We start from the raw sequence: 21,320 nt of genomic DNA, 5'->3' as shown, positions 1-21,320 counted from the left end.
AAATGCTAAATGTAATATTATTTAACTCTAGCATCTTTAATTCTTGCTTTTTTACCGCGTAGATCTCTAAAATAGTAAATTCTTGCTCTACGTACTTTTCCTCTTCTGTTAACTTCAATATTTTGAAGCGCAGGCATATTAATAGGAAAAACTCTTTCAACCCCTACATCACCGCTCATTTTTCTGATAGTGAATGTTTTGGTTGCTCCGGTTCCTTTAACCTGAATAACTACCCCTTTAAAATACTGGGTTCTAGTTTTATTACCTTCTTTAATTTCGTAATAAACAGTTAGGGTATCCCCGGCTCCAAATTTTGGAAATTCTTTTTTTGCGATGTACTTATCCTGTACGTACTTAATTAATGGTTCCATTTAAAAAATATAACAGTTATAAAATTGAATAACATTCACGTCTTTCGTCAGAGGTTAATCAATTGGGTGCAAAATTAATAATTCTTATTTAATTGTACAAATACTATACGTAAATTTAAAATTCTTTTAAATACTAAAAAGTTTTATAACAAATAGCTGAATAATTTTATAATGTATTCAAATATGTGTTTCTTTATTTATAATCTATGCTAAATAAAGGAGACGTGTTTTAAAAATATAGTTTAAAACTAAACAATTGACATTAATATAGCTTAAACATTAAATCGGAAATGAATAATATCCCCATCGTTAACGATATATTCTTTACCTTCAACTGATAATTTTCCGGCTTCTTTAACCTTAGCTTCCGATCCGTAAGTTACAAAATCTTGATAGGAAATAACCTCAGCTCTAATAAATCCTTTTTCGAAATCAGAATGTATTACTCCGGCAGCTTGAGGAGCTGTCCATCCTTTTTCAATTGTCCAAGCTCTAACTTCTTTAACTCCGGCAGTAAAATAAGTTTGTAAATTTAAGAGTTTGTATGCTTGGCGAATCAAGCGATTTACTCCCGGTTCTTCTAAATTTAATTCTTCTAAAAATATTTTACGCTCTTCATAGGTTTCCAATTCAGAAATGTCTGCCTCAATTTGAGCCGCTAATACGATCACTTCCGCCTTTTCGTTTTTTACCTTTTCTTTTACCTTTTCAACAAATTCATTGCCCTCTTTTGCTGATTTTTCATCTACATTACACACATACATGATAGGTTTAAAGGTCAAGAGTTGTAATTCTGCAATAATCGGCTCTGAAATAGAATCTGTTTCGAATTCTCGTGCATTTTTACCTTCTTCAATAAAAGCTCTCAACTTTTCCAACACAGACACAATTTGCTGCTCTTCTTTATTTCCTGCTTTAGCTGCTCTTTTAGATTTATCCAATTTTTTTTCAATGGTTTCCAAATCTTTAAGTTGCAGCTCAATATCAATAATTTCTTTATCTCTAACCGGATCTATAGTTCCTTCAACATGGGTAATATTATCATTTTGAAAACAACGCAACACATGGATTATTGCATGGGTTTCTCTGATATTAGCTAAAAATTGATTTCCCAAACCTTCTCCTTTACTGGCACCTTTAACTAAACCGGCAATATCTACTATTTCCACTACGGCAGGCACTACCCTTTCCGGCACTACTAATTCTTCAAGTTTATTTAACCTTAAATCAGGCACAGAAACTGTACCTACATTCGGTTCGATGGTACAGAACGGATAATTAGCCGATTGTGCTTTTGCATTAGATAAACAATTAAATAAAGTAGATTTCCCTACATTGGGTAGACCAACAATTCCACATTTCATACTCGAAAAATTTGTGACAAATATATAAAATTATAATTTAGCCTAAGAACAGGCTATTTAAATCAAAATTTGTGTATACGAAAAAACTAATATCCTACTAAAACATTGCTGAAATAAATATTATACACAGAAAGGATAGCATTAGACAAGAACTTTTGCCCAATTAAAAAAATAAAGATTAATAATAACTTATGTAAAAAGAATACTATAGATTTTCGAAAAAATTAAACATTTTTACTGTAAAATCTTTTCTAACAATTCTTCTGAAATGGTTCGGCCTTTATCCTTATTATAGAATCCTTGAATATCTTTTGCAAAATCATCATGGGTATAGTTTTCAGGATCTGTTTTATATTTTTTTAGGAAAGGTGCACAAGGTTTAGGTCTAGGCCCCCAATGAGCAATTTCTTCGGAAGTTTCCGCATCAATAAAAATTACAATGGGAATTGCCTTTCCTCCATTAGTAAGATATTGATTAATCAATAATTCATCTTGATCTCTAAAAAAAATTCTCATGTCCAGCCTCTTGGATGATTCGCAAATTTTATTGACTACCGGCACTATTTGCGCTGCATCTCCACACCATCCTTCGGATATGACTAATATATGAATTTTACGACTAATTTTCTTCAAGCCCGAACTCACTGATTCATCCAATACGAGCGTTTTATCATTCCTATGTATTCGGCTCAAATTTAAACGTGTGTATTCAGCAAGTTTTTTAATATCTTCATTTTTAGAAAGTAAACCTTCTTTTGCTTGAATCTCTATAATATCTTTATATTCATTGTAAGACACCCCTTTGTCCCAATAGTTTTCTAATTTTATTGAATCCATCGTATATTTATTAGCTGTTACCATTATATAGTTTGGTAATCTTTATTAATTATAAAATTACATGTTTTCAAATACATAATTTTATATATTCTTTATTTAACCGATAAATTGAAAATATAGTTATGTATATTCTTGGTTAGTTAAACGAAAGATATCTTCAAATAGTATTTTTGACCGGTAAAGGATAGTTATTGCCAATTGTATGTAAAGGTTTATTTTAAAATTAAAAATTACATTTTTCTAACTTTATTCATTAACCAAAAGTCAGCCAAAATAAAAGCTGCAATAGCTTCTACAATAGGAACCGCCCTGGGAACCACACAAGGATCATGTCTTCCCTTCCCTTTAATTGAACATACATTTCCGTTTTCATCTATCGTTTGTTGCTCTTTCATAATGGTAGCAACCGGCTTAAAGGCAACTTTAAAAACAATATCCATACCGTTGGATATTCCCCCTTGTATACCTCCCGAATTATTCGTCAGTGTTTTTCCTCCTTGAGTAAAAATATCATTATGTTCAGAACCTTTTAATCGAGTACCTGCAAAGCCGCTGCCAATTTCAAAACCTTTAGCTGCATTTATACTCATCATTCCTTGAGCCAATCTGGCAGATAATTTATCAAAAATCGGTTCGCCTAAACCCGTTGGAACATTTTTAATCATACAGGTTATGACTCCGCCAATAGTATCACCATCCTTTTTAATTTCAGCTATTTTCTGAATCATTTGTTCAGCAGTTTCCCAATCAGGACATCGGACTATATTAGATTCCGTTTGGCTTAAATCCAGTTCATGGATATTCTTTTTCAAAGTAATTTCCCCTACTGAAGAAACAAATGCATGGATAGATATTGAGGATAGTAATTGTTTAGCTAAAGCTCCGGCAACAACCCAGTTAGCTGTTTCCCTTGCTGAGGTTCTCCCCCCGCCTCGATGGTCTCTGATTCCATATTTTTGAAAATAAGTGAAGTCTGCATGTGAAGGTCTGAAAATACCGGTATTATGATCGTAATCATTGGATTTTTGATTGGTATTTTTAATAACAAATCCAATCGCTTGTCCTGTTGTTTTTCCTTCAAAAATGCCGGAAAGAAACTCTACCTTATCGTCTTCTTTTCGTTGAGTTACAATTTTCGATTGTCCGGGTTTTCTGCGATCCAATTCTTTTTGTATTTCATCAAAATTAACGGATAATCCTGCTGGAAAACCATCAATTACGCCTCCCAGTGCCGGTCCATGACTTTCACCAAAGGTAGTAAGCTTAATAAATTTACCGAATTCGTTGAACATATGCTTACAAATGTAAGAAATAAAGTAAATGTATACCTAGCGTTAATTATAAAAACAGAAAATCTAAATTAGATTTTCTGTTTCATTAAGATATTCGGTTGCTTATCCTTTAAATTAAGGATTTTATATGTTTAATATTGCTTTGAATTGTGTCAACCACTTCTTTAATATTTCCTCCAAGCATCATTTTAGTCATGGAAGTTGTCATACCTTTAATTTGGCTCCATTCAATTTTAGGCGGTAAAGCAAGTGAATTTGGATCGGTCATTACATTAACTAAAACCGGTCCTTCCGTTGAAAATGCTTCTTTTACAGCTCCTTCAACCTCTTCAGGCTTATTGACATTTATTCCTTTAAAGCCCATAGCCATTGCTATCATGGCAAAATCAGGATTTACCATATCGGTTTCATTGTCAGGGATACCATCCACTTCCATTTCAAGTTTTACCATTCCTAATGATCGATTATTAAACACAAATAATTTGACAGGCAATTTATATTGATATATAGTGGCTAAATCCCCTAAAAGCATTGAAATACCACCATCTCCGCAAAAAGCTATAATTTGTCTGTCAGGATGAGATAAGGATGCTCCTATGGACATCGGCATGGCATTGGCCATCGTACCGTGACTGAAAGAACCTAACATTTTTCTTTCTCCTGTGGCATGAATATATCGCGCTCCCCATACACAGCACATACCGGTATCTACGGTAAATATGGCATCTTTAGCTGTTAGATTATTAATAACTGAGGCTACATATTCGGGATGAATTAAATTTTCTTTTCCCGGATCTTTAACATATACATCTAAATCTTCTTTAACTTTATCGTATTTTTTCAGCTGTTTTTTAAGAAAAGAATCATCTTGTTTTTCTTCAATCAAAGGCAATAATACAGATAAAGTATCTTCAATTTTACCGCAGAATCCCATATCTACTTTAGCTCTTCTGCCTAAACGGTCTGCCCTTTCATCAATCTGAATTATTTTTTTATTGGAAGGCATAAAATTCGCATACGGAAAATCTGTACCCAAAAGTAGTACTACATCTGCTTCGTGCATACTTTGAAAAGCAGAAGGTAACCCTAACAATCCGGTCATGCCCACTTCATAAGGATTATCATATTGTATGCCCATTTTACCTCTAAAAGAATATCCTACAGGAGCTTTCAATTTACCTGCAAGTTTTACCAAGTCTTTGTGAGCTTTAGAAGCACCAATACCGCAATAAATGGTAACTTTATCATGTTCATTAAGAACATCTGCCAACTCTTGTAGTTCTTTATCGGATGGTCTTAAAATAGGTTCGTTTTGATAAACTTTTAAAGAACTTAAAATATCTTCCGCCGGTTTTGATTCTAAATCACCGGGTAACCCGAAAACGGCTACGCCTTTTTTAGATATAGCATTTTGAATTGCTCTTTGTAACATTCTAGGGGCTTGTTCCGGTAATGTTGCAATTTGGTTGTATACACTGCAATCATCAAATAGTTTGGTTATATTAGTTTCTTGAAAATAATCTGTACCAAATTCTCTTGTTCCACAAGTGGATGCAATAGCGATAACAGGTACATTTGCCCTGTTTGCTTCATACAATCCATTAATTAAATGTACATGCCCGGGTCCGGAACTACCGGCACAACAAGCAATGCCTTCCAATTCAGCTTCGGCTGCGGCAGCAAAGGCTCCGGCTTCTTCATTCCTAACATGGATCCATTGTATTTTTCCGTTTTTTTTAATGGCCCTGTTAAGCTCATTTAAACTATCGCCTGTTACAGCATAAATCCTTTTTATACCGGCATCAACTAGTATTTCAACTAATTGATCTGCTACTTTTTTTTCCATAATAATTTTTAAATTTATAAAGTATATTTAGATACAGAATGCTCAAAATTTGTTCCAGGTAAATATACTTTATTAATAAATTTAAAAATTATTATTTATATGATACATCTACAAATAGTTATAAATTTAGCTTAATTTAAAATTCATATTTAAATTGCTGTAGCATTCGTATATCATTTTCAGTAAAAATTCGAATGTCGCCAATTTGATACATCAGCATGACAATTCTTTCAATACCCATACCAAATGCAAAACCGCTGTATTTTTCAGGATTTATATTAACATTTTTTAGAACATTAGGATCAACCATTCCGCATCCTAGAATTTCCAACCAACCCGTTCCTTTAGTGATGCGATAATCGGTTTCTGTCTCCAATCCCCAATATACATCTACTTCTGCACTGGGCTCTGTAAAGGGAAAATATGAAGGTCTCATTCGAATTTCGGATTTACCGAATAATTCTGAAGTAAAATATTGTAAGGTTTGTTTTAAATCTGCAAAGGATACGTCCGTATCAATATATAACCCCTCTATTTGGTGGAACATACAATGAGATCGAGACGATATATCTTCATTCCTGTAAACTCGTCCAGGAGATAATATACGAATGGGAGGCTCATTTTGCTCCATATACCGTATTTGTACAGAAGAAGTGTGAGTTCTCAATACTCTATCCGGATTTTTCTCTATGAAAAAAGTATCTTGCATATCTCTTGCAGGGTGATACTCAGACATATTTAAGGCGGTGAAATTATGCCAATCATCTTCAATTTCAGGACCATCAGCTACTGAAAAACCTATTTTTTTAAATATGTTTATGATTTTATGCTTAACAATGTTAATGGGATGTCTGCTGCCTAAATTCAAGGCTAGTCCCGGACGGGTTAAATCTTCTTGCAAACCGACATTTGCAGACTCGCCGACATTCTCTTTTAACGTATTTATTTTTTGAGCAACCGATTGTTTTAAATTATTGATCAATTGTCCAAATTCTTTTTTATTTTCATTAGGTACTTCTTTAAATTTTTGAAACAGATCGTTCAAAATTCCTTTTTTACCTAAATACTTGATTCTAAACTGTTCAACATCCTCAGTTTTTTGAGAAGTAAAAGATTCTACTTCTTCTAAATATTTTTTGATAGTATTAATCATTAGTTATCTTTAATATTTTCTATTTTATAAAGATTTTTATCTTCTTGCAAAAATAATAAAACAAAAATACTATTATTAATTTAAATAAAAGATATCATAAATAATTTTAGATCAATTAAACAGAAAGTAGATTCAATAAAAAAGCCTCCTTTTACAGAGGCCAAGGTTTTTAAAGAAATAAAAACTAAATAAACATTAAAATAATGCCTTTTTTAATATAAACTATTTTAGTGTGTTTGTAATCATTAATTTAATAAACAAACACCATACCATTTATCTAGTTTTATTTTATTTTATTATTTTTAATTTTTAAAAATTATTCAATTAAAATATCAATTATATCAATATTATTATAAATTTATAACAATAAAATAATTTTATATTATTACATTTCTGCTTTCGTATAGTAAAATGTTTATTTTTCTATACAATTTGTTTTTTTATAGTTAATGATTGTATGAAAATTTAGCTTATCTATATTGTTTATCAATAACTTTATATGTTTAATTGATCGAAAAAAAATATCGTATAAAATAAAATTTGTTAATATAGCTGTTTATATAAATAAATAATATATTGAATTCATGCATATGGCTGAAGAATTTCCGTTCTTATCAACTTTAAAATATAAGATACTAATTAATTTAGTAAATTTGAATTTTCTAAATGACAGTATACGTAAGATACATAAAATCGTAATATATTGTTTATTAATACTAACCTTTATAAATTGTAAAACATTGGAAATAGACAAACAAACGTATGACGGGCTGCAAAGCGGTTTATATGCAAATATTAAAACCAATAAAGGAGATATGTTGGTTAAATTTTTTGATCATGAATCTCCGGTTACTGTCGCAAACTTTATAGGATTGGCAGAAGGTAAAATTCCTAATGATGCCAAAAAACCGGGAGAACCCTTCTATGACGGAATTATATTTCACAGAGTCATTAAAGATTTTATGATTCAAACCGGAGATCCTCAGGGAACAGGAATGGGAGGCCCGGGATACAGATTTGAAGACGAGAAAAATGATTTAAAGCATACCGGAACAGGAATTTTATCAATGGCTAATTCCGGTCCTAATACCAACGGAAGCCAGTTTTTTATAACAGAAGTACCTACCCCGTGGCTGGATGGACGACATACTATTTTTGGAGAAGTTATTAAAGGTTTAGAAACCGTTAACGTTATTGCTAGTGTTAAAACCGGAGCTCAAGATAAACCGATTGATCCTGTAATTATGGAAAAAGTTTCTATAATTACCAAAGGTGATGAATATAAAAATTATGATGCTGCACAATTTTTTAAAGACAATAAAGATTTGATTTCCGAAAGAAATAAAAAATATCTTGAGGAAAAACAAAAGCAAATTGCAGCCAAGTTGGATGAATTAAAAGCCGATATGACTGAAACGCCTAGTGGATTATTTTATAAAATTAATGAAAAAGGCTCAGGAGCAAAAGCAAAATCGGGTGATACTGTTTCCGTTCATTATGAAGGATCTTTAGCTAATGGAAGTGTATTTGATTCTTCCTTTGCAAGAAATGAACCTATTGAATTTCCTTTGGGCAAAGGAATGGTAATTAAAGGTTGGGAAGAAGGTATTTCATTATTAAATGAAGGCGATAAAGCTACCTTTTTAATTCCACCTTCTTTAGGTTATGGTGCTCAAGGTGCCGGAGGTGGAGTTATTCCTCCGAATGCTTGGCTTATTTTCAAAGTTGAACTTGTGAAAGCTAAATAAAAAAATCTTTTTTTATAAATCAATCCGGTTAGATCGTAACCGGATTTTTTATTTAAATTGAGTATTCTTTTTTTCTGAATTTTTTATATATACACCAAACTTGATTCCATAAAGTTCTTCCTTTAGTTATTGAAACCTGGTAAGGATTAAATATTTCTTCCTAAGTATCACAACCATTACCTTTAAGTAATTAAAAAAATAGTATATAAAAAATCGTTACCACAGATTTCATAAATCAGATACTATTATTACTCTCTCAAATTATTAATAATGCGAAACCATAAACATTCGTTTACTTTAAAAATTTCGTATCATCAGATATAAAAAAAGAATATAAAATTTTCAACTCATTTATTATACTCATTTTTTTCAGGAAGGATATCATGTTTAAATAAAAGAATAAAATTATTTAAATATTTAATATTACCATAAATACATACTATAATTATATTTTTTACAAATATTTAAAATTAAATTATTTAAATAAATAATAGTAATTTTAAATAGATATATAATACTGATTATCAGTTATATATGTTAATAATAATAAAATAATATAAAATTTTAATTATAAAGGTATAATAATATAAAATAAATTTTTTACATTTGACATTATTCCTACCTGTTAAGTAGGAAATATTTTTAGTGTAGTAATTATTTTAATTTTTCATGAAAAAAAAATTAACCAGTAAGACTTTGGTAGCGGTTATTAGCATCTTTTATTCGTTTCTATCTGCTCAAACCCTTGTTAAAGGAACGGTACAAAATGATAAAAAAGAAAAAATAAAAGGAGCACAAATTAATGTGGAAGAAATAGGTATGGAAACATCAACTGATGATCATGGAAGGTATGAAATCACCCTACCGAATGGTAAATATAAATTTATTATTACCACGCCCGATCACGATGAAATTTCGGAAATAATACCTATCAATAATGAAAAACAAAAAATTGTAGATTTTACCATAAAAACATTTACGATTGAGAATGTTGTGGTAACGGGTACACGCTCTAAACCTAGAACATTATTGGAATCCCCTACTCCTGTGGACATTATTGATGTTAAAAAAATAGCAGAAACCGGAGCACAAGTTAGTGTCAATCAAATATTAAATTATGTAGCACCTTCATTTACCTCTACCACTCAATCGTTAGGAGGCGGAACGGATATGACTGATCCCATATCCTTACGAGGTTTAACTCCTGATCAGGTATTAGTTTTAGTAAACGGCAAACGTAGATATAATTCTGCTTTATTGAATGTCAACGGAACTTTTGGTAAGGGTACTGTAGGTACTGACTTAAATTCAATTCCCGTTTCATCAATTGATCGAATCGAAATATTGAGAGACGCAGCTGCTGCTCAATACGGGAGTGATGCCGTAGCGGGAGTGATTAACATTATCCTAAAAACTTCTATTAATAGATTTAGTGCAACAATTACAGGTGGAGAATATATAAGTAAAAATAGCGCTCAAGGTAAAACTTCCAAAGATGGAGAAGCTGTACAGGTGGGTTTAAATTATGGTATTCCATTGAGTGAAAAAGGAGGATATATCAACTTTTCGGCAACTTTCGACCGAAGAAACCCGACAAACAGAGGCGGAATGTATCAAGGTAGTATTTATAAAGAGTATACATCGGGTGCACCTGTAGATAAAACCGATGAATTTTTAGAAACTACGTATACCAATCGTCGCGATTATAGTTTAATTATCGGCCAATCTAAGGCATTAAACGGGCAAATTGCTTATAATGCTTCTTTACCCTTAAATACTCAAACGGAAGTATATTCATTTGGAATTTTCGGATATAGAAACAGCACTGCTTCTCAATTTTACAGATATCCAAATTCTGAAAATAATGTACCATCCATATATCCCTTAGGTTTTAGACCGCAAGCCGAAGTAAGCATTTATGACAAATCTGCCACTCTCGGGGTAAAAGGAATGTTCATAGGTTGGAAAATGGAAGTCAGCAATACTTTCGGGCAAAATACATTTACTAATAAAGCGAAAAACACGTTAAATGCTTCTTTAGGCGAACTGTCTCCAACCTCCTTCCGAGGGGGAAAATTACAATTTACACAAAACGTGGTCAATGTAGATATGTCTAAAAAATTTAATTGGCTTTCCGAAGTAGGAATAGCATGGGGAGGTGAATACAGATATGAAAGATACCAAATTATTGCCGGCGAAGAAGCTTCTTATGCCAATTATGCTATGGGCAGAGAAATAGTCAATCCCGATGGCAGTATTTCCCTCGTACCCGATATTAATGGCACTATACCTATGAAGTTTGGACCGGACGGTAAAACACCGATACCGGGCGGAGCACAAGGAAATGCAGGATTTTCTCCGCAAAATGCAACGGACTCTCAAAGAAACTCTCTGGCCGCTTATACAGATGTTGAAATCAATTTTAACCAATCATTCCTGGTGGACTTGGCCGGAAGATATGAATATTACAATGATTTCGGATCGACCGTTAACGGTAAAATAGCTCTTCGTTACAAAATTTCCAATTCTTTTAATTTCAGAGGTTCGGGAAGTACCGGATTTCGTGCTCCGTCCTTACAACAACGTTACTATTCCAGTACGGGGACTTCATATGTAAACGGAAATATGTATGAGGTTGGAACTTTTACGAATGACAGTAAAGTAGCTCAACTTCTGGGTATACCCAAACTCAAACCGGAAAAATCCAGGAGTTTGAGTGCAGGACTTTCGGCTAAGGTTGGAAGATTCCATTTCAGCCTTGACGGATATTTTACTCGAATTAATGATAAAATTGTATATACTGATTTGTTTAGCGGAGATCCCAACGGTTCCTCTTCAGAAAAAGAAATCTATCAAATATTGCAACAAGCAGGAGCTCAAAAAGCTAGATTTTTTGCCAATGCTGTTGACACGGAAACTAAAGGTATAGATGCTGTCCTTTCCTATAATACTCTTTTAGGAAATGGAAAACTGTTTATAGATTTAGCCGGAACGATCTCCTATACTCAACAAGTGGGTTCGATTCATACTTCCCGTTTATTAAAAGATAAAAAAGATATATATTTCAGCAACTCCAGTAAAGTGTATTTAGAAAATGTAATTCCTAATCAGAAATTTAATATTTCACTTACTTATGCTATCCAAAAATGGAACTTATTTTTACGAAATAATTATTTTGGAGGCGTAACGGAACCTTCTAATATACTTTCAAATCAACAATACTATAATCCAAGATGGATTACGGATGCTTCTATAGCCTATAAATTAACTGATTTTTTAAAACTTACCGTAGGAGCAAATAATTTGTTTAATTGCTACCCCGAAAAAGTAGCCAAAAAAGCCAACAGTAACCAAGGACAATTCGTTTATTCTCGATATGTCAGTCAATTTGGTTTTAATGGTCGTTATATTTTTACTCGATTAAATTTTAATCTATAATTATAATAAAACCATGAAAAAAATTATTTTAACCATTAACTTACTTTTTGGATGGTATATATCCGCACAAGTGAATTCGGTTTTAGAGCCCAAAGATTTTTTACAAAAATTAAAAAATTCAAATAGTATATTGATTGATGTTCGCACACCTGAAGAATTCGAAACCGGACATATCAAAAATGCTATCGACTTAGATTACAGAAATGCTTCTTTTAGTGATAAAATTCGTAAGCTGGATCCTTCTAAAACATACATGATCTATTGTAGATCAGGAAAACGTTCCGCTTCAACGGTTGACTCTCTAAAAAACTTAGGGTTTACTCATCTATACGACCTTAAAGGGGGAATCAATGCTTGGAAAACTGAAAATCTACCGGTGGTGGGTGAAGCCGAAGACAAAATAACTAAAGAAGAATTTAAAAAAATGATTTCTTCTGATCGCATAGTTTTAATTGATTTTTATGCTCCGTGGTGCGGACCTTGTTTGAAAATGGAACCTATGTTTAAAAATTTAGCCGAAAAATATAGAAACAAAGTAAAGATTATTAAAATAAACAGCGATGAAAATAAAAATTTAGCTAAACCCTATATTAAAGATGGTTTTCCAAAATTAATAGCTTATAAAAACCAAAAAACGCAATGGGAAAAAGTAGGATTGATCGATGAAGAAGATCTTATACAAAGTATTGAAAAATTAATAAATTAAAATCTTACCTATGAAAGAATATTTTCTTATAACTATTTTAATTTTTTCAATGGCAATAGGATCCGGCTGTACAACTGCCGTGATATCCGGTAAAGCCACTCCTGACGGAAGACCTTTATTATATAAAAACAGGGACACGACCACCCTACATAGTCGAATGGTTTATTCCAATCGTGGAAAATATTCTTTTATAGGAATGACTAACCCCGAGGATAAAGAAAATAAAAATATACTGAACGGACATAATAGTGCGGGATTTGCCATCATGAATTCTGACAGCTATAACCTCAATTATCCTGAATTGAAAGAGGATCAAAGACAAGATGGAGAAATAATGAGACTTGCACTGGAAACTTGTTCCACTCTTGAAGATTTTGAAAACTTACTTTCTCATCTTCCTAAGCCCTTGCGCTTAAGTTCCAATTTCGGAGTTATTGACGCACACGGTGGTGCTGCTTATTATGAAACAGGAAATCAGGGATTTGTTAAATACGATGCTAATAATCCTGATGTAGCACCGTTTGGATATCTGATACGTACGAATTATTCTTTTTCAGGCAAACCTGAAGATGGTAAAGGATATAGTAGATTCCTTCACGCACAGGAATTGTTATATTCTGCCTCTCTTACTAACTCTCTTACTCCGAAATACTTTTTACAAAATGTTTCCAGATCTTTAGTTCATGGTTTGACCAAAGTTGACTTGACTAAATATCCTGAACAATTTTCAGCTTTCAGAGATTTTATACCTCGTTATTATACAGCATCCGTGGTAGTTATTCAGGGAGTTAAACCTAATGAAACGCCTTTGCTAACTACTGCCTGGACTATTTTAGGTTCTTCGTTGGGCTCTGTATGTATTCCTTTATGGTTAAATTCCAATCAAATATTTCCCAAAGTTTTAACCGCTGATTCAAATAATTCGACACCAATGGATGAATGGGCCACTACAATAAAAAAGAAATTATTTCCCATACAAAAAGGAGAAGGATCAGATTATATTCATGTTCCTACTTTAGTATCGGTTTATCCTAAACTCATATCGATTGAAAATGAAATATTGGAACAATCGGGCATACTTCTTAATGAATGGAGAAATGAGGGTAAAATTAATACTAAAGAATTAATTAATTTTTACTCTTGGATTGATAAATACATCCATGATAAATATTATCCGTTAACACGATAAAAACCTCTTTTTTTCAATCCGGCTAATTATTTTTTATTACACCTGTTTTAATTTTTAAAAAATTTCATTGAAAATTTCTACAGGTGTATATTTTTTATCCTTAGGAATCTAATCGATTTATAAGCATAAATAAAGGATATTTTTTCGATTATGGCAAAAAACGTTAAATTTGCTTTCATATCGATATGAAAAATAAACCTACGCATTACGGATTATTATTGGCAGCAATTACTCTTATTTTATTTTTTGCTGTATATTTTTACTTTATAGGATTTAATTATTATATAATTAGTATTCAGGTAAATTTTTTTGTTCTTCCTGCTCTTTATACGTTGGCATCGATACTTTTGCTATATAAACTGACTAATTATGAAAAACTTTCTTTTCTAACGTGTTTACAATATTCATTTACGACGATGTTTATAGGAGGTACTCTTTCCTTCCTTTTTATAGCTTTATTTTTCAATTATATAGATCAAGATGCACAACAACTTCTGCAAAATCAAGGATTAAATAAAATGTTGGAAAATCTTACTTCCGAATATGCATCCATTGAACACCCAACTGAAGAAATTACCTTAAAATATAAGGAATACGTAAACAATATTCAAACAAGAATAACTGAAAAGGAATCTTTTTTCACGTTTAAAAATTCCTGCATAATTTTAAGTGTGCTATACTTTTTTTACTTTATAATATCCGTACTTTTGTCAATATTTTTTAGAACCAGAAAACCTAATGCAACTATCTATAGTCATTCCCCTGCTCAATGAAGCAGAATCATTGCAAGAATTATTGAATCGCATACAAACCGTATGTGAAAAAGAAAACTATACTTATGAAATCATTTTCGTAGATGATGGAAGCACCGACTTATCCTGGAAAATCATTTCAGAATTCAGCCAACAATATGCGGAAGTAAAAGGTATTAAATTTGCTAAAAATTACGGAAAATCTCAAGCTTTAAATGCTGCTTTTAAAGTAGTGAAAGGAGAAGTAATCATTACTATGGATGCCGATTTACAAGATTTTCCCGAAGAAATTCCTGCACTTAGGAAAATGATTGTTGAAGATGGATTTGACCTTGTTTCCGGTTGGAAGAAGAAAAGATACGACAATGTTCTAACAAAAAACCTTCCTTCTAAATTATTTAATAAAGCCGCTCAAATAACTTCAGGGGTCAAATTGCATGATTTTAATAATGGGTTAAAAGCTTATAGAAATGAAGTAGCTAAAGCCATCGACGTACACGGCGATATGCATCGTTACATACCTGTATTGGCGAAAAATGAGGGATTTACTAAAATAACTGAAAAGGAAGTACCTCATCAAGCGCGACTATATGGAAAATCAAAATTTGGTGCCAATCGATTCGTACGCGGATTTTTAGATTTAATTACCGTTTGGTTTATGTCCACCTTTGGAACAAGACCTATGCATTTTTTTGGTTTTATTGGTACTTTAATGTTTATTATCGGTTTTATATCCTCCGCTTGGATAGGCATCAATAAATTAATAAAAGTATGGAAAAAAATTCCTGCTCAACTGGTTACTAATGATCCTTTGTTTTACATAGCTTTAACTATGATGATTTTAGGTACTTTGTTATTTATTGCCGGATTTTTAGGAGAATTAATCGTACAATTAAAGCGAGGAAAAAAAGATGATTATACGGTTTCACAATATCTAAATATTAATTAACATGAAAAAATTAGTACATTATAGCATTTTATGTTTACTATCTATCGTTTTACTTTCTTGTTCTCGTTCAATTAAAGGAGAAGGAGAAGTAACCACCAAGGAACTTAAAATTAGACCTGTAAAAGAAATTTTAGCCAATGGCTCCTATAGATTGATTTATTTATATGACAGCAATAATCCGAGAATTGTAATAGAATCTTATAAGAACTTGATCGATAACTTAAAAATTGATGATTCCAACGGAAAATTAACTATCTCTGAAATTGATAACGTTAAAGATCCTGATCTCTATAATGTCTATGTTTACAATCCTCAGATCGAAAAATTTGACATTCATGATCTTGTTAATGTTGACATAAACTCTCAATTACGAGTTTCAAAATTATCCATTAATTTAAATGATGTTTCTAAACTTATAGCCAACACAGTGATTACCTATGAATTAAATGTAAATGTGAGCGATGTTTCCAAGATAAATTTAAAAGGGACTAGTAATACATTACATTTAACTGCCAGTGATACAAGTGACTTTACTGCGCCGTTTTTAGAAGTATCTGAAGCAAATGTTGAGCTTTCCGATGTTGCCACTGCAGAAATAAATGTAAAAAGCAAATTGGTTGGAAGAATATCCGACAATACGAAAATAACAGTAATAGGTAATCCCGCTAAGAACATTCAACAAAAAGATCTCGCGGTTATCAATTTTAAATAATTATAAAATTAACATTATTATTATATGAATTCATTAGAAATTGCAAAAACATGGTTACAACCTCCTTTTGATGAAGAAACTCAAAAGGCTGTACAAAACTTAATTAATTCTAATCCAAAAGAATTGGATGATGCTTTTTATAAAAACCTCGAATTTGGAACGGGAGGAATGCGTGGAATTATGGGTATAGGTACAAATCGGTTGAATAAATATACCTATGGTCAAGCAACCCAAGGTTTGGCTAACTACCTGCATCAGCAATTTCCTGATAAAAAAATTACAGTAGCCATAGCTTTTGACGTGAGACATAACAGCGACACGTTTGCTAAATTGGTAGCTGATGTTCTTACTGCCAATGGTATATATGTTTATTTATATAAAGAATTTCGTCCCACACCGGAACTGTCCTTCACCGTGCGTAATTTAAAATGCGATGCAGGGATTGTATTGACAGCTTCTCATAATCCACCGGAATATAACGGTTATAAAGTATATTGGAATGATGGAGCTCAAATTGTTCCTCCTCATGATTCTGCTATTATAAAAGAAGTTCGTTCGGTTGATTTTGCCGATATTAAATTTGACGGTGATGATTCCAAAATTACCTATTTAGGGGAAGAAGAAGATAAAAAATTTATCCATGCCGCAGTTGAAAATACTTCCTATTTAAAAGGTAAAAAAGACTTAAAAATTGTTTATACTTCCTTACACGGAACTTCCATAAAAATATTGCCTGATGCTTTGGCCGAAGCAGGTTTTGAAAATGTATTTATTGTACCGGAACAAAAAAATCCCGATGGAGATTTTCCTACTGTAAAATCCCCAAATCCGGAAGAACCGGAAGCTTTATCGTTAGCTTTAAAATATGCCGAAGAACAAAATGCTGATATCGTATTCGGTACCGACCCCGATGCAGACCGTTTAGGAGTGGCCGTACGCGGTTTAGACGGTAAATTAGTACTTTTAAACGGGAATCAAACTAACACGGTTATTACTGACTATATTTTAGGAAAATGGAAAGAAAACGGTAAAATAGACGGTAAACAATTTATCGGTTCAACTATTGTTACTTCTGACATTTTTTTTCCTTTAGCTAAATATTATGGTGTAGAATGTAAAGTAGGTTTAACCGGTTTTAAATGGATTGCCGATTTGATTAGAAAAGCTGAAGGTAAAGAAAAATTTATTTGCGGCGGTGAGGAAAGTTTTGGTTTTATGCCAAGTGATTATGTTCGTGATAAAGATTCCATTTCATCAATTTTAGTTGCTTGTGAAGCAGCTCAGGAAGCTAAAAATGAAGGTAAAACTTTATTTGATAAATTGATTGAAATATACACCAAAGTAGGATACTATTATGAAGAATTGGTTTCAATCGTTAAAAAAGGTAAAGATGGAGCAGAACAAATCGCGAAAATGATGGAAGAATTTAGAAGTAATCCTCCTAAAGAATTAGTAGGTGAGAAAATTGTTAAACTAGATGATTACCAATCTTCCACTTCTTTAAATTTGATTACGGGTGAAAAAACACCAATCGATATTCCCAAATCAAATGTATTAATATTCTACACAGATAAAGGAACTAAATTAGCTTGTAGACCTTCAGGAACTGAACCGAAAATAAAATTCTATTTCTCCGTGCAAGATACGTTATCTTCTAAAGATGAATTTGAAAGCAAATTGAGCCATGCTCAAAATAAAATTCAAAAGATCAAAGAGTTTTTAGAAAAATAAAAAATTTAAATAAAAATTCCGATAAGTATTTATCGGAATTTTTTTTGCATTTATTTTTTTGATAAAAACGCTTTAAAATAAACCTTCTACGGAAAAATATCTTTCTCCGGTATCGTAATTGAATGTTAAAATTTTAGCATTTGAAGGAAGATTCAATTCTTGTATTTTTTTAGCAACAGCAGCCAAAGAAGCTCCGGTGGATATACCTCCTAAAATTCCTTCTTTTTTAGCTAAAAGCTTTGCATAATTAAATGCTTCATCTTTTGTAATTTGTATGGAACCGTCAAGAATTTTTGTATCTAAAGTTTCCGGTATAAATCCTGCACCAATTCCTTGAATTGCATGAGGCCCCGGATTTCCTCCTGCAATAACAGGAGATTCAGTAGGTTCTACTGCAAAGATTTTTACAGAAGGAAATTTTTGTTTTAATACTTCGCCTACTCCGGTTATATGTCCTCCTGTTCCCACTCCGGTAATTAGAACATCTATTCCATCCGGAAAATCCTGAACAATTTCTTTAGCGGTTGTTTGTGCATGTATTTTAGGATTGGCTTGATTTTTAAATTGCTGAGGAACAAATGAATTTGGTGTATTTTTTTGTAACTCTTCCGCTTTTTCAATAGCTCCTTTCATTCCTTTTTCTCTGGGAGTCAATACCAATTCAGCACCATAAGCGGCTGCAAGTCTTCTGCGTTCAATTGACATGGATTCCGGCATAACTAATATAACCTTATACCCTTTAACCGTTCCAACCCATGCTAATCCCACTCCTGTATTTCCCGAAGTCGGTTCTATAATGGTTCCACCGGGTTTAAGAATTCCTCTTTTTTCAGCATCTTCTATCATTGCCAAAGCAATTCTGTCCTTGATACTTCCTCCGGGGTTTTGTTTTTCTAATTTAATATATACTTCATGATCAGGAAATATTTTGGGTAATCTCACATGAGGAGTATTTCCTATGGCTTCTAAAATGCTATTTATTTTCATGACAATATGCTTTTGAAATTTTATGGTTATTATATGTTTTAAATTACGTAATTAATAGGTTCTTTAAAATCCTTCACGGTTTTAATTTTCATTTCCGAAGAATAATACACCAATGTGTAAGGAAGTATGGATTTTGTTATCCATACATTACCTCCGATAATCGAATCATGGCCTATAACTGTATCTCCTCCTAAAATGGTAGCTCCTGCATAAATCACCACATTATCTTCAACGGTAGGATGTCTTTTAACTTTAGACAGATTCTTGGTTACATACAAAGCTCCTAAAGTTACTCCCTGATATATTTTAACATTGTTTCCGATAATGGTTGTTTCTCCAATGACTGTTCCCGTACCGTGATCTAAAAAAAAACTCTCTCCTATTTGTGCTCCGGGATGTATATCTATACCTACTTTAGCATGTGCATATTCAGAAAAAATACGAGGAATTATAGGAACCTCCAACCTGTGAAATTCATGGGCAATACGATAAGCTGCCAACGCAAAAAAACCGGGATATGCCAATACGACTTCTTCCAATGAGTCTGCTGCCGGATCATTCTTATAAAAGGCATTTGCATCCTTATATAATGCTTCCTGAATCGAAGGTATTTTATCAAAAAAAGTATTTACTATTGATTCTGCAGCCTTAGTATTAATAATTTTGGAAATATTTTCCAATAAGATATTATAAACGGTTGTAAGTTCTTGCTCTATTTTACGTCGATTTTTTCTCTCACAGACCGGAAACATTTTGGAAAATAGTATTTTTACTACCTGCTCTAATTCTTTTTTATTTATAGGTAAACAGATTGGATGAAGTTCTAATCGATCAATAAGTTCATTTATTTTCTTTTTCATGACTATTTTTGGATTATAGTTGATTTATGAAAGAGAACCTTAAATAAATCTTTGCTATCCTATTATTGCGATAAACAAATCTATAAAAATATTTTAAAACCTATTTTATTTTTTTATAATATTTAATTATTGTCAAATAATAGACCAATATATTTTATAAATAAAATATAAAATAAGATTTAATGTGTAAATATCCACTATTTTACGTTTAAAAAATTATTTTCTTTACATTTTAAACTCTTTCAATTAAAATTTTATCTAAAATAAAAAAAGGCCTATTTCACATGAAATAGGCCTTTTTATTTAAAAGATATTGTTATCTTATTTTAATAAGTCTTTCATTTTTTGTTGTTCTTCTCCTGCTAAATATTCATCTACAAGAATCTTTCCGCTATGTTCGTCCAGAATAATTTTTTTTCTGGAAGCAATTTCAACTTGTTTTTGAGGAGGAACGGTAAAGAATGATCCTACTACAGCACCACGATCAATGCTGGTTATAGCTAAACCATTTTTAGAACTTTTTCTAATACGACGATAGCTATTTAATAATCTTTCGTCAATTTTAGAAGCAAATTCTTCCGATTTTTCCAATAAGAAATTTTCTTCTTTTTCAGTTTCTTTTATCAAATTGGACAATTCGGAATTTTTAAATTTAAGATGTTCTTGGAAATTAGATAATTTGGTACGTTGTTCTTCTATCTGAGTTTTTTTAAACTCAATTTTAGCATTAATTTCTTTTATTTTTTTATTTTGTAATTGAATTTCTAATTCTTGATACTCTATTTCTTTTGTTAATGCTTCAAATTCACGATTGTTACGTACATTATCTTGCTGTACTTTATATTTTTTTATTTGAGCTTCTGAATTTTTGTTTAATTCATTTTTTACTTTAATCTCATTATTCAGATGAACTACTTCATCTTCCATTTTCCCTATTCGTTTCTCCAATCCGGCTATATCGTTTTCTAAATCTTCCACTTCAATAGGTAATTCTCCTCTTAAGTTTCTCAATTCATCCAGGCGGGAATCTATGATTTGTAAATCATATAATGCTCTCAACTTTTCTTCAACAGTAGTATTATCTGCTTTTTTCTTTATCATAGGGTTGATTATAATTATTTTTGGAATTTATGTTTTTATATCTTATTAAAGTTTACAAAGTTACTAAATTTTATAATATGTTTCAATAGCATGAGGTATTTGCTTAACGAACATTCATTGGTTAGTTAAATTATTAATTTATTATTTAATATAGTTTCTTTATATTAAAAATATGCTTAAGGAAAAAAATTAGTCTTTTAGCATCTATTATTTACAATATAGTTGATTAATCTTGTAATATCATATTTTATGATAGATCTAAATTAATTGTCACAATTTTATAA

The 21,320-nt window shown here is 31.7% G+C and carries 17 protein-coding genes; 8 read left to right on the top strand and 9 right to left on the bottom strand.

Annotated elements, in window-relative coordinates; genetic code table 11:
• Positions 1 to 17: 17 nt before the first annotated feature.
• The 6 genes from rplS to pheS all read right to left on the bottom strand — a co-directional run bounded on the left by rplS (position 18) and on the right by pheS (position 6,863).
• Positions 18 to 371, bottom strand: coding sequence for a 50S ribosomal protein L19 (gene rplS, locus G8C41_RS03515; RefSeq protein ID WP_105297718.1), 354 nt, complete (start codon positions 369 to 371; stop codon positions 18 to 20).
• A 272-nt stretch (positions 372 to 643) separates the two neighbouring features.
• Entirely contained in the window at positions 644 to 1,735 is a 1,092-nt protein-coding gene (gene ychF / locus G8C41_RS03510) for a redox-regulated ATPase YchF (protein ID WP_160543242.1), read from the bottom strand.
• 234 nt (positions 1,736 to 1,969) lie between these two features.
• Positions 1,970 to 2,572 (bottom strand): thioredoxin family protein, encoded by a 603-nt coding sequence (locus G8C41_RS03505; protein ID WP_166006120.1) that lies wholly within the window; start codon positions 2,570 to 2,572, stop codon positions 1,970 to 1,972.
• A gap of 230 nt (positions 2,573 to 2,802) precedes the next feature.
• Positions 2,803 to 3,864, bottom strand: a complete 1,062-nt coding sequence (aroC, locus tag G8C41_RS03500; RefSeq protein WP_166006119.1) for a chorismate synthase — start codon at positions 3,862 to 3,864, stop codon at positions 2,803 to 2,805.
• A 109-nt stretch (positions 3,865 to 3,973) separates the two neighbouring features.
• Entirely contained in the window at positions 3,974 to 5,710 is a 1,737-nt protein-coding gene (locus tag G8C41_RS03495; protein ID WP_166006118.1) for a thiamine pyrophosphate-dependent enzyme, read from the bottom strand.
• Positions 5,711 to 5,846: 136 nt separating this feature from the next.
• Positions 5,847 to 6,863 carry a phenylalanine--tRNA ligase subunit alpha gene (gene pheS / locus G8C41_RS03490; RefSeq protein WP_166006117.1) on the bottom strand — a complete coding sequence of 339 codons (1,017 nt, stop codon included), beginning with the start codon at positions 6,861 to 6,863 and terminating at the stop codon, positions 5,847 to 5,849.
• 740 nt (positions 6,864 to 7,603) lie between these two features.
• Here pheS and G8C41_RS03485 point away from each other — a divergent pair.
• The 8 genes from G8C41_RS03485 to G8C41_RS03450 all read left to right on the top strand — a co-directional run bounded on the left by G8C41_RS03485 (position 7,604) and on the right by G8C41_RS03450 (position 18,088).
• Positions 7,604 to 8,611, top strand: coding sequence for a peptidylprolyl isomerase (locus tag G8C41_RS03485; RefSeq protein ID WP_255410611.1), 1,008 nt, complete (start codon positions 7,604 to 7,606; stop codon positions 8,609 to 8,611).
• Between the two features lie 669 nt (positions 8,612 to 9,280).
• Complete coding sequence (locus G8C41_RS03480; protein ID WP_166006116.1) at positions 9,281 to 12,049, top strand: TonB-dependent receptor; 2,769 nt, start codon at positions 9,281 to 9,283, stop codon at positions 12,047 to 12,049.
• A 13-nt stretch (positions 12,050 to 12,062) separates the two neighbouring features.
• Positions 12,063 to 12,755, top strand: a complete 693-nt coding sequence (locus G8C41_RS03475; protein WP_166006115.1) for a thioredoxin domain-containing protein — start codon at positions 12,063 to 12,065, stop codon at positions 12,753 to 12,755.
• 10 nt (positions 12,756 to 12,765) lie between these two features.
• Positions 12,766 to 13,944 carry a carcinine hydrolase/isopenicillin-N N-acyltransferase family protein gene (locus tag G8C41_RS03470; protein WP_166006114.1) on the top strand — a complete coding sequence of 393 codons (1,179 nt, stop codon included), beginning with the start codon at positions 12,766 to 12,768 and terminating at the stop codon, positions 13,942 to 13,944.
• A gap of 185 nt (positions 13,945 to 14,129) precedes the next feature.
• Entirely contained in the window at positions 14,130 to 14,717 is a 588-nt protein-coding gene (locus G8C41_RS03465) for a DUF4199 family protein (RefSeq protein WP_160566296.1), read from the top strand.
• Positions 14,683 to 15,645, top strand: a complete 963-nt coding sequence (locus tag G8C41_RS03460) for a glycosyltransferase family 2 protein (protein ID WP_166006113.1) — start codon at positions 14,683 to 14,685, stop codon at positions 15,643 to 15,645. The genes G8C41_RS03465 and G8C41_RS03460 overlap by 35 nt, the downstream gene beginning before the upstream one ends.
• Before the next feature lies 1 nt (position 15,646).
• Complete coding sequence (locus G8C41_RS03455; RefSeq protein WP_166006112.1) at positions 15,647 to 16,357, top strand: GIN domain-containing protein; 711 nt, start codon at positions 15,647 to 15,649, stop codon at positions 16,355 to 16,357.
• A gap of 24 nt (positions 16,358 to 16,381) precedes the next feature.
• Entirely contained in the window at positions 16,382 to 18,088 is a 1,707-nt protein-coding gene (locus G8C41_RS03450) for a phospho-sugar mutase (protein ID WP_166006111.1), read from the top strand.
• A gap of 72 nt (positions 18,089 to 18,160) precedes the next feature.
• Here G8C41_RS03450 and cysK read toward each other — a convergent pair whose 3' ends face one another.
• The 3 genes from cysK to G8C41_RS03435 all read right to left on the bottom strand — a co-directional run bounded on the left by cysK (position 18,161) and on the right by G8C41_RS03435 (position 21,033).
• Positions 18,161 to 19,075: a cysteine synthase A gene (cysK, locus tag G8C41_RS03445; RefSeq protein ID WP_160565037.1), complete on the bottom strand. Its 915-nt coding sequence runs from the start codon at positions 19,073 to 19,075 to the stop codon at positions 18,161 to 18,163.
• A 38-nt stretch (positions 19,076 to 19,113) separates the two neighbouring features.
• On the bottom strand, positions 19,114 to 19,935 hold the full coding sequence (epsC, locus tag G8C41_RS03440) for a serine O-acetyltransferase EpsC (RefSeq protein ID WP_160566308.1): 822 nt from the start codon (positions 19,933 to 19,935) through the stop codon (positions 19,114 to 19,116).
• Between the two features lie 321 nt (positions 19,936 to 20,256).
• The gene (locus G8C41_RS03435) at positions 20,257 to 21,033 is read right to left on the bottom strand and encodes a zinc ribbon domain-containing protein (protein WP_105298147.1); all 777 of its coding nucleotides are present in this window, start codon (positions 21,031 to 21,033) and stop codon (positions 20,257 to 20,259) included.
• Positions 21,034 to 21,320 lie beyond the last annotated feature (287 nt).

Origin of the sequence: Apibacter sp. B3706 (assembly GCF_011082725.1) — a bacterium.
Lineage (GTDB): Bacteria > Bacteroidota > Bacteroidia > Flavobacteriales > Weeksellaceae > Apibacter.
This window is presented reverse-complemented; position numbering and strand designations above follow the sequence as displayed.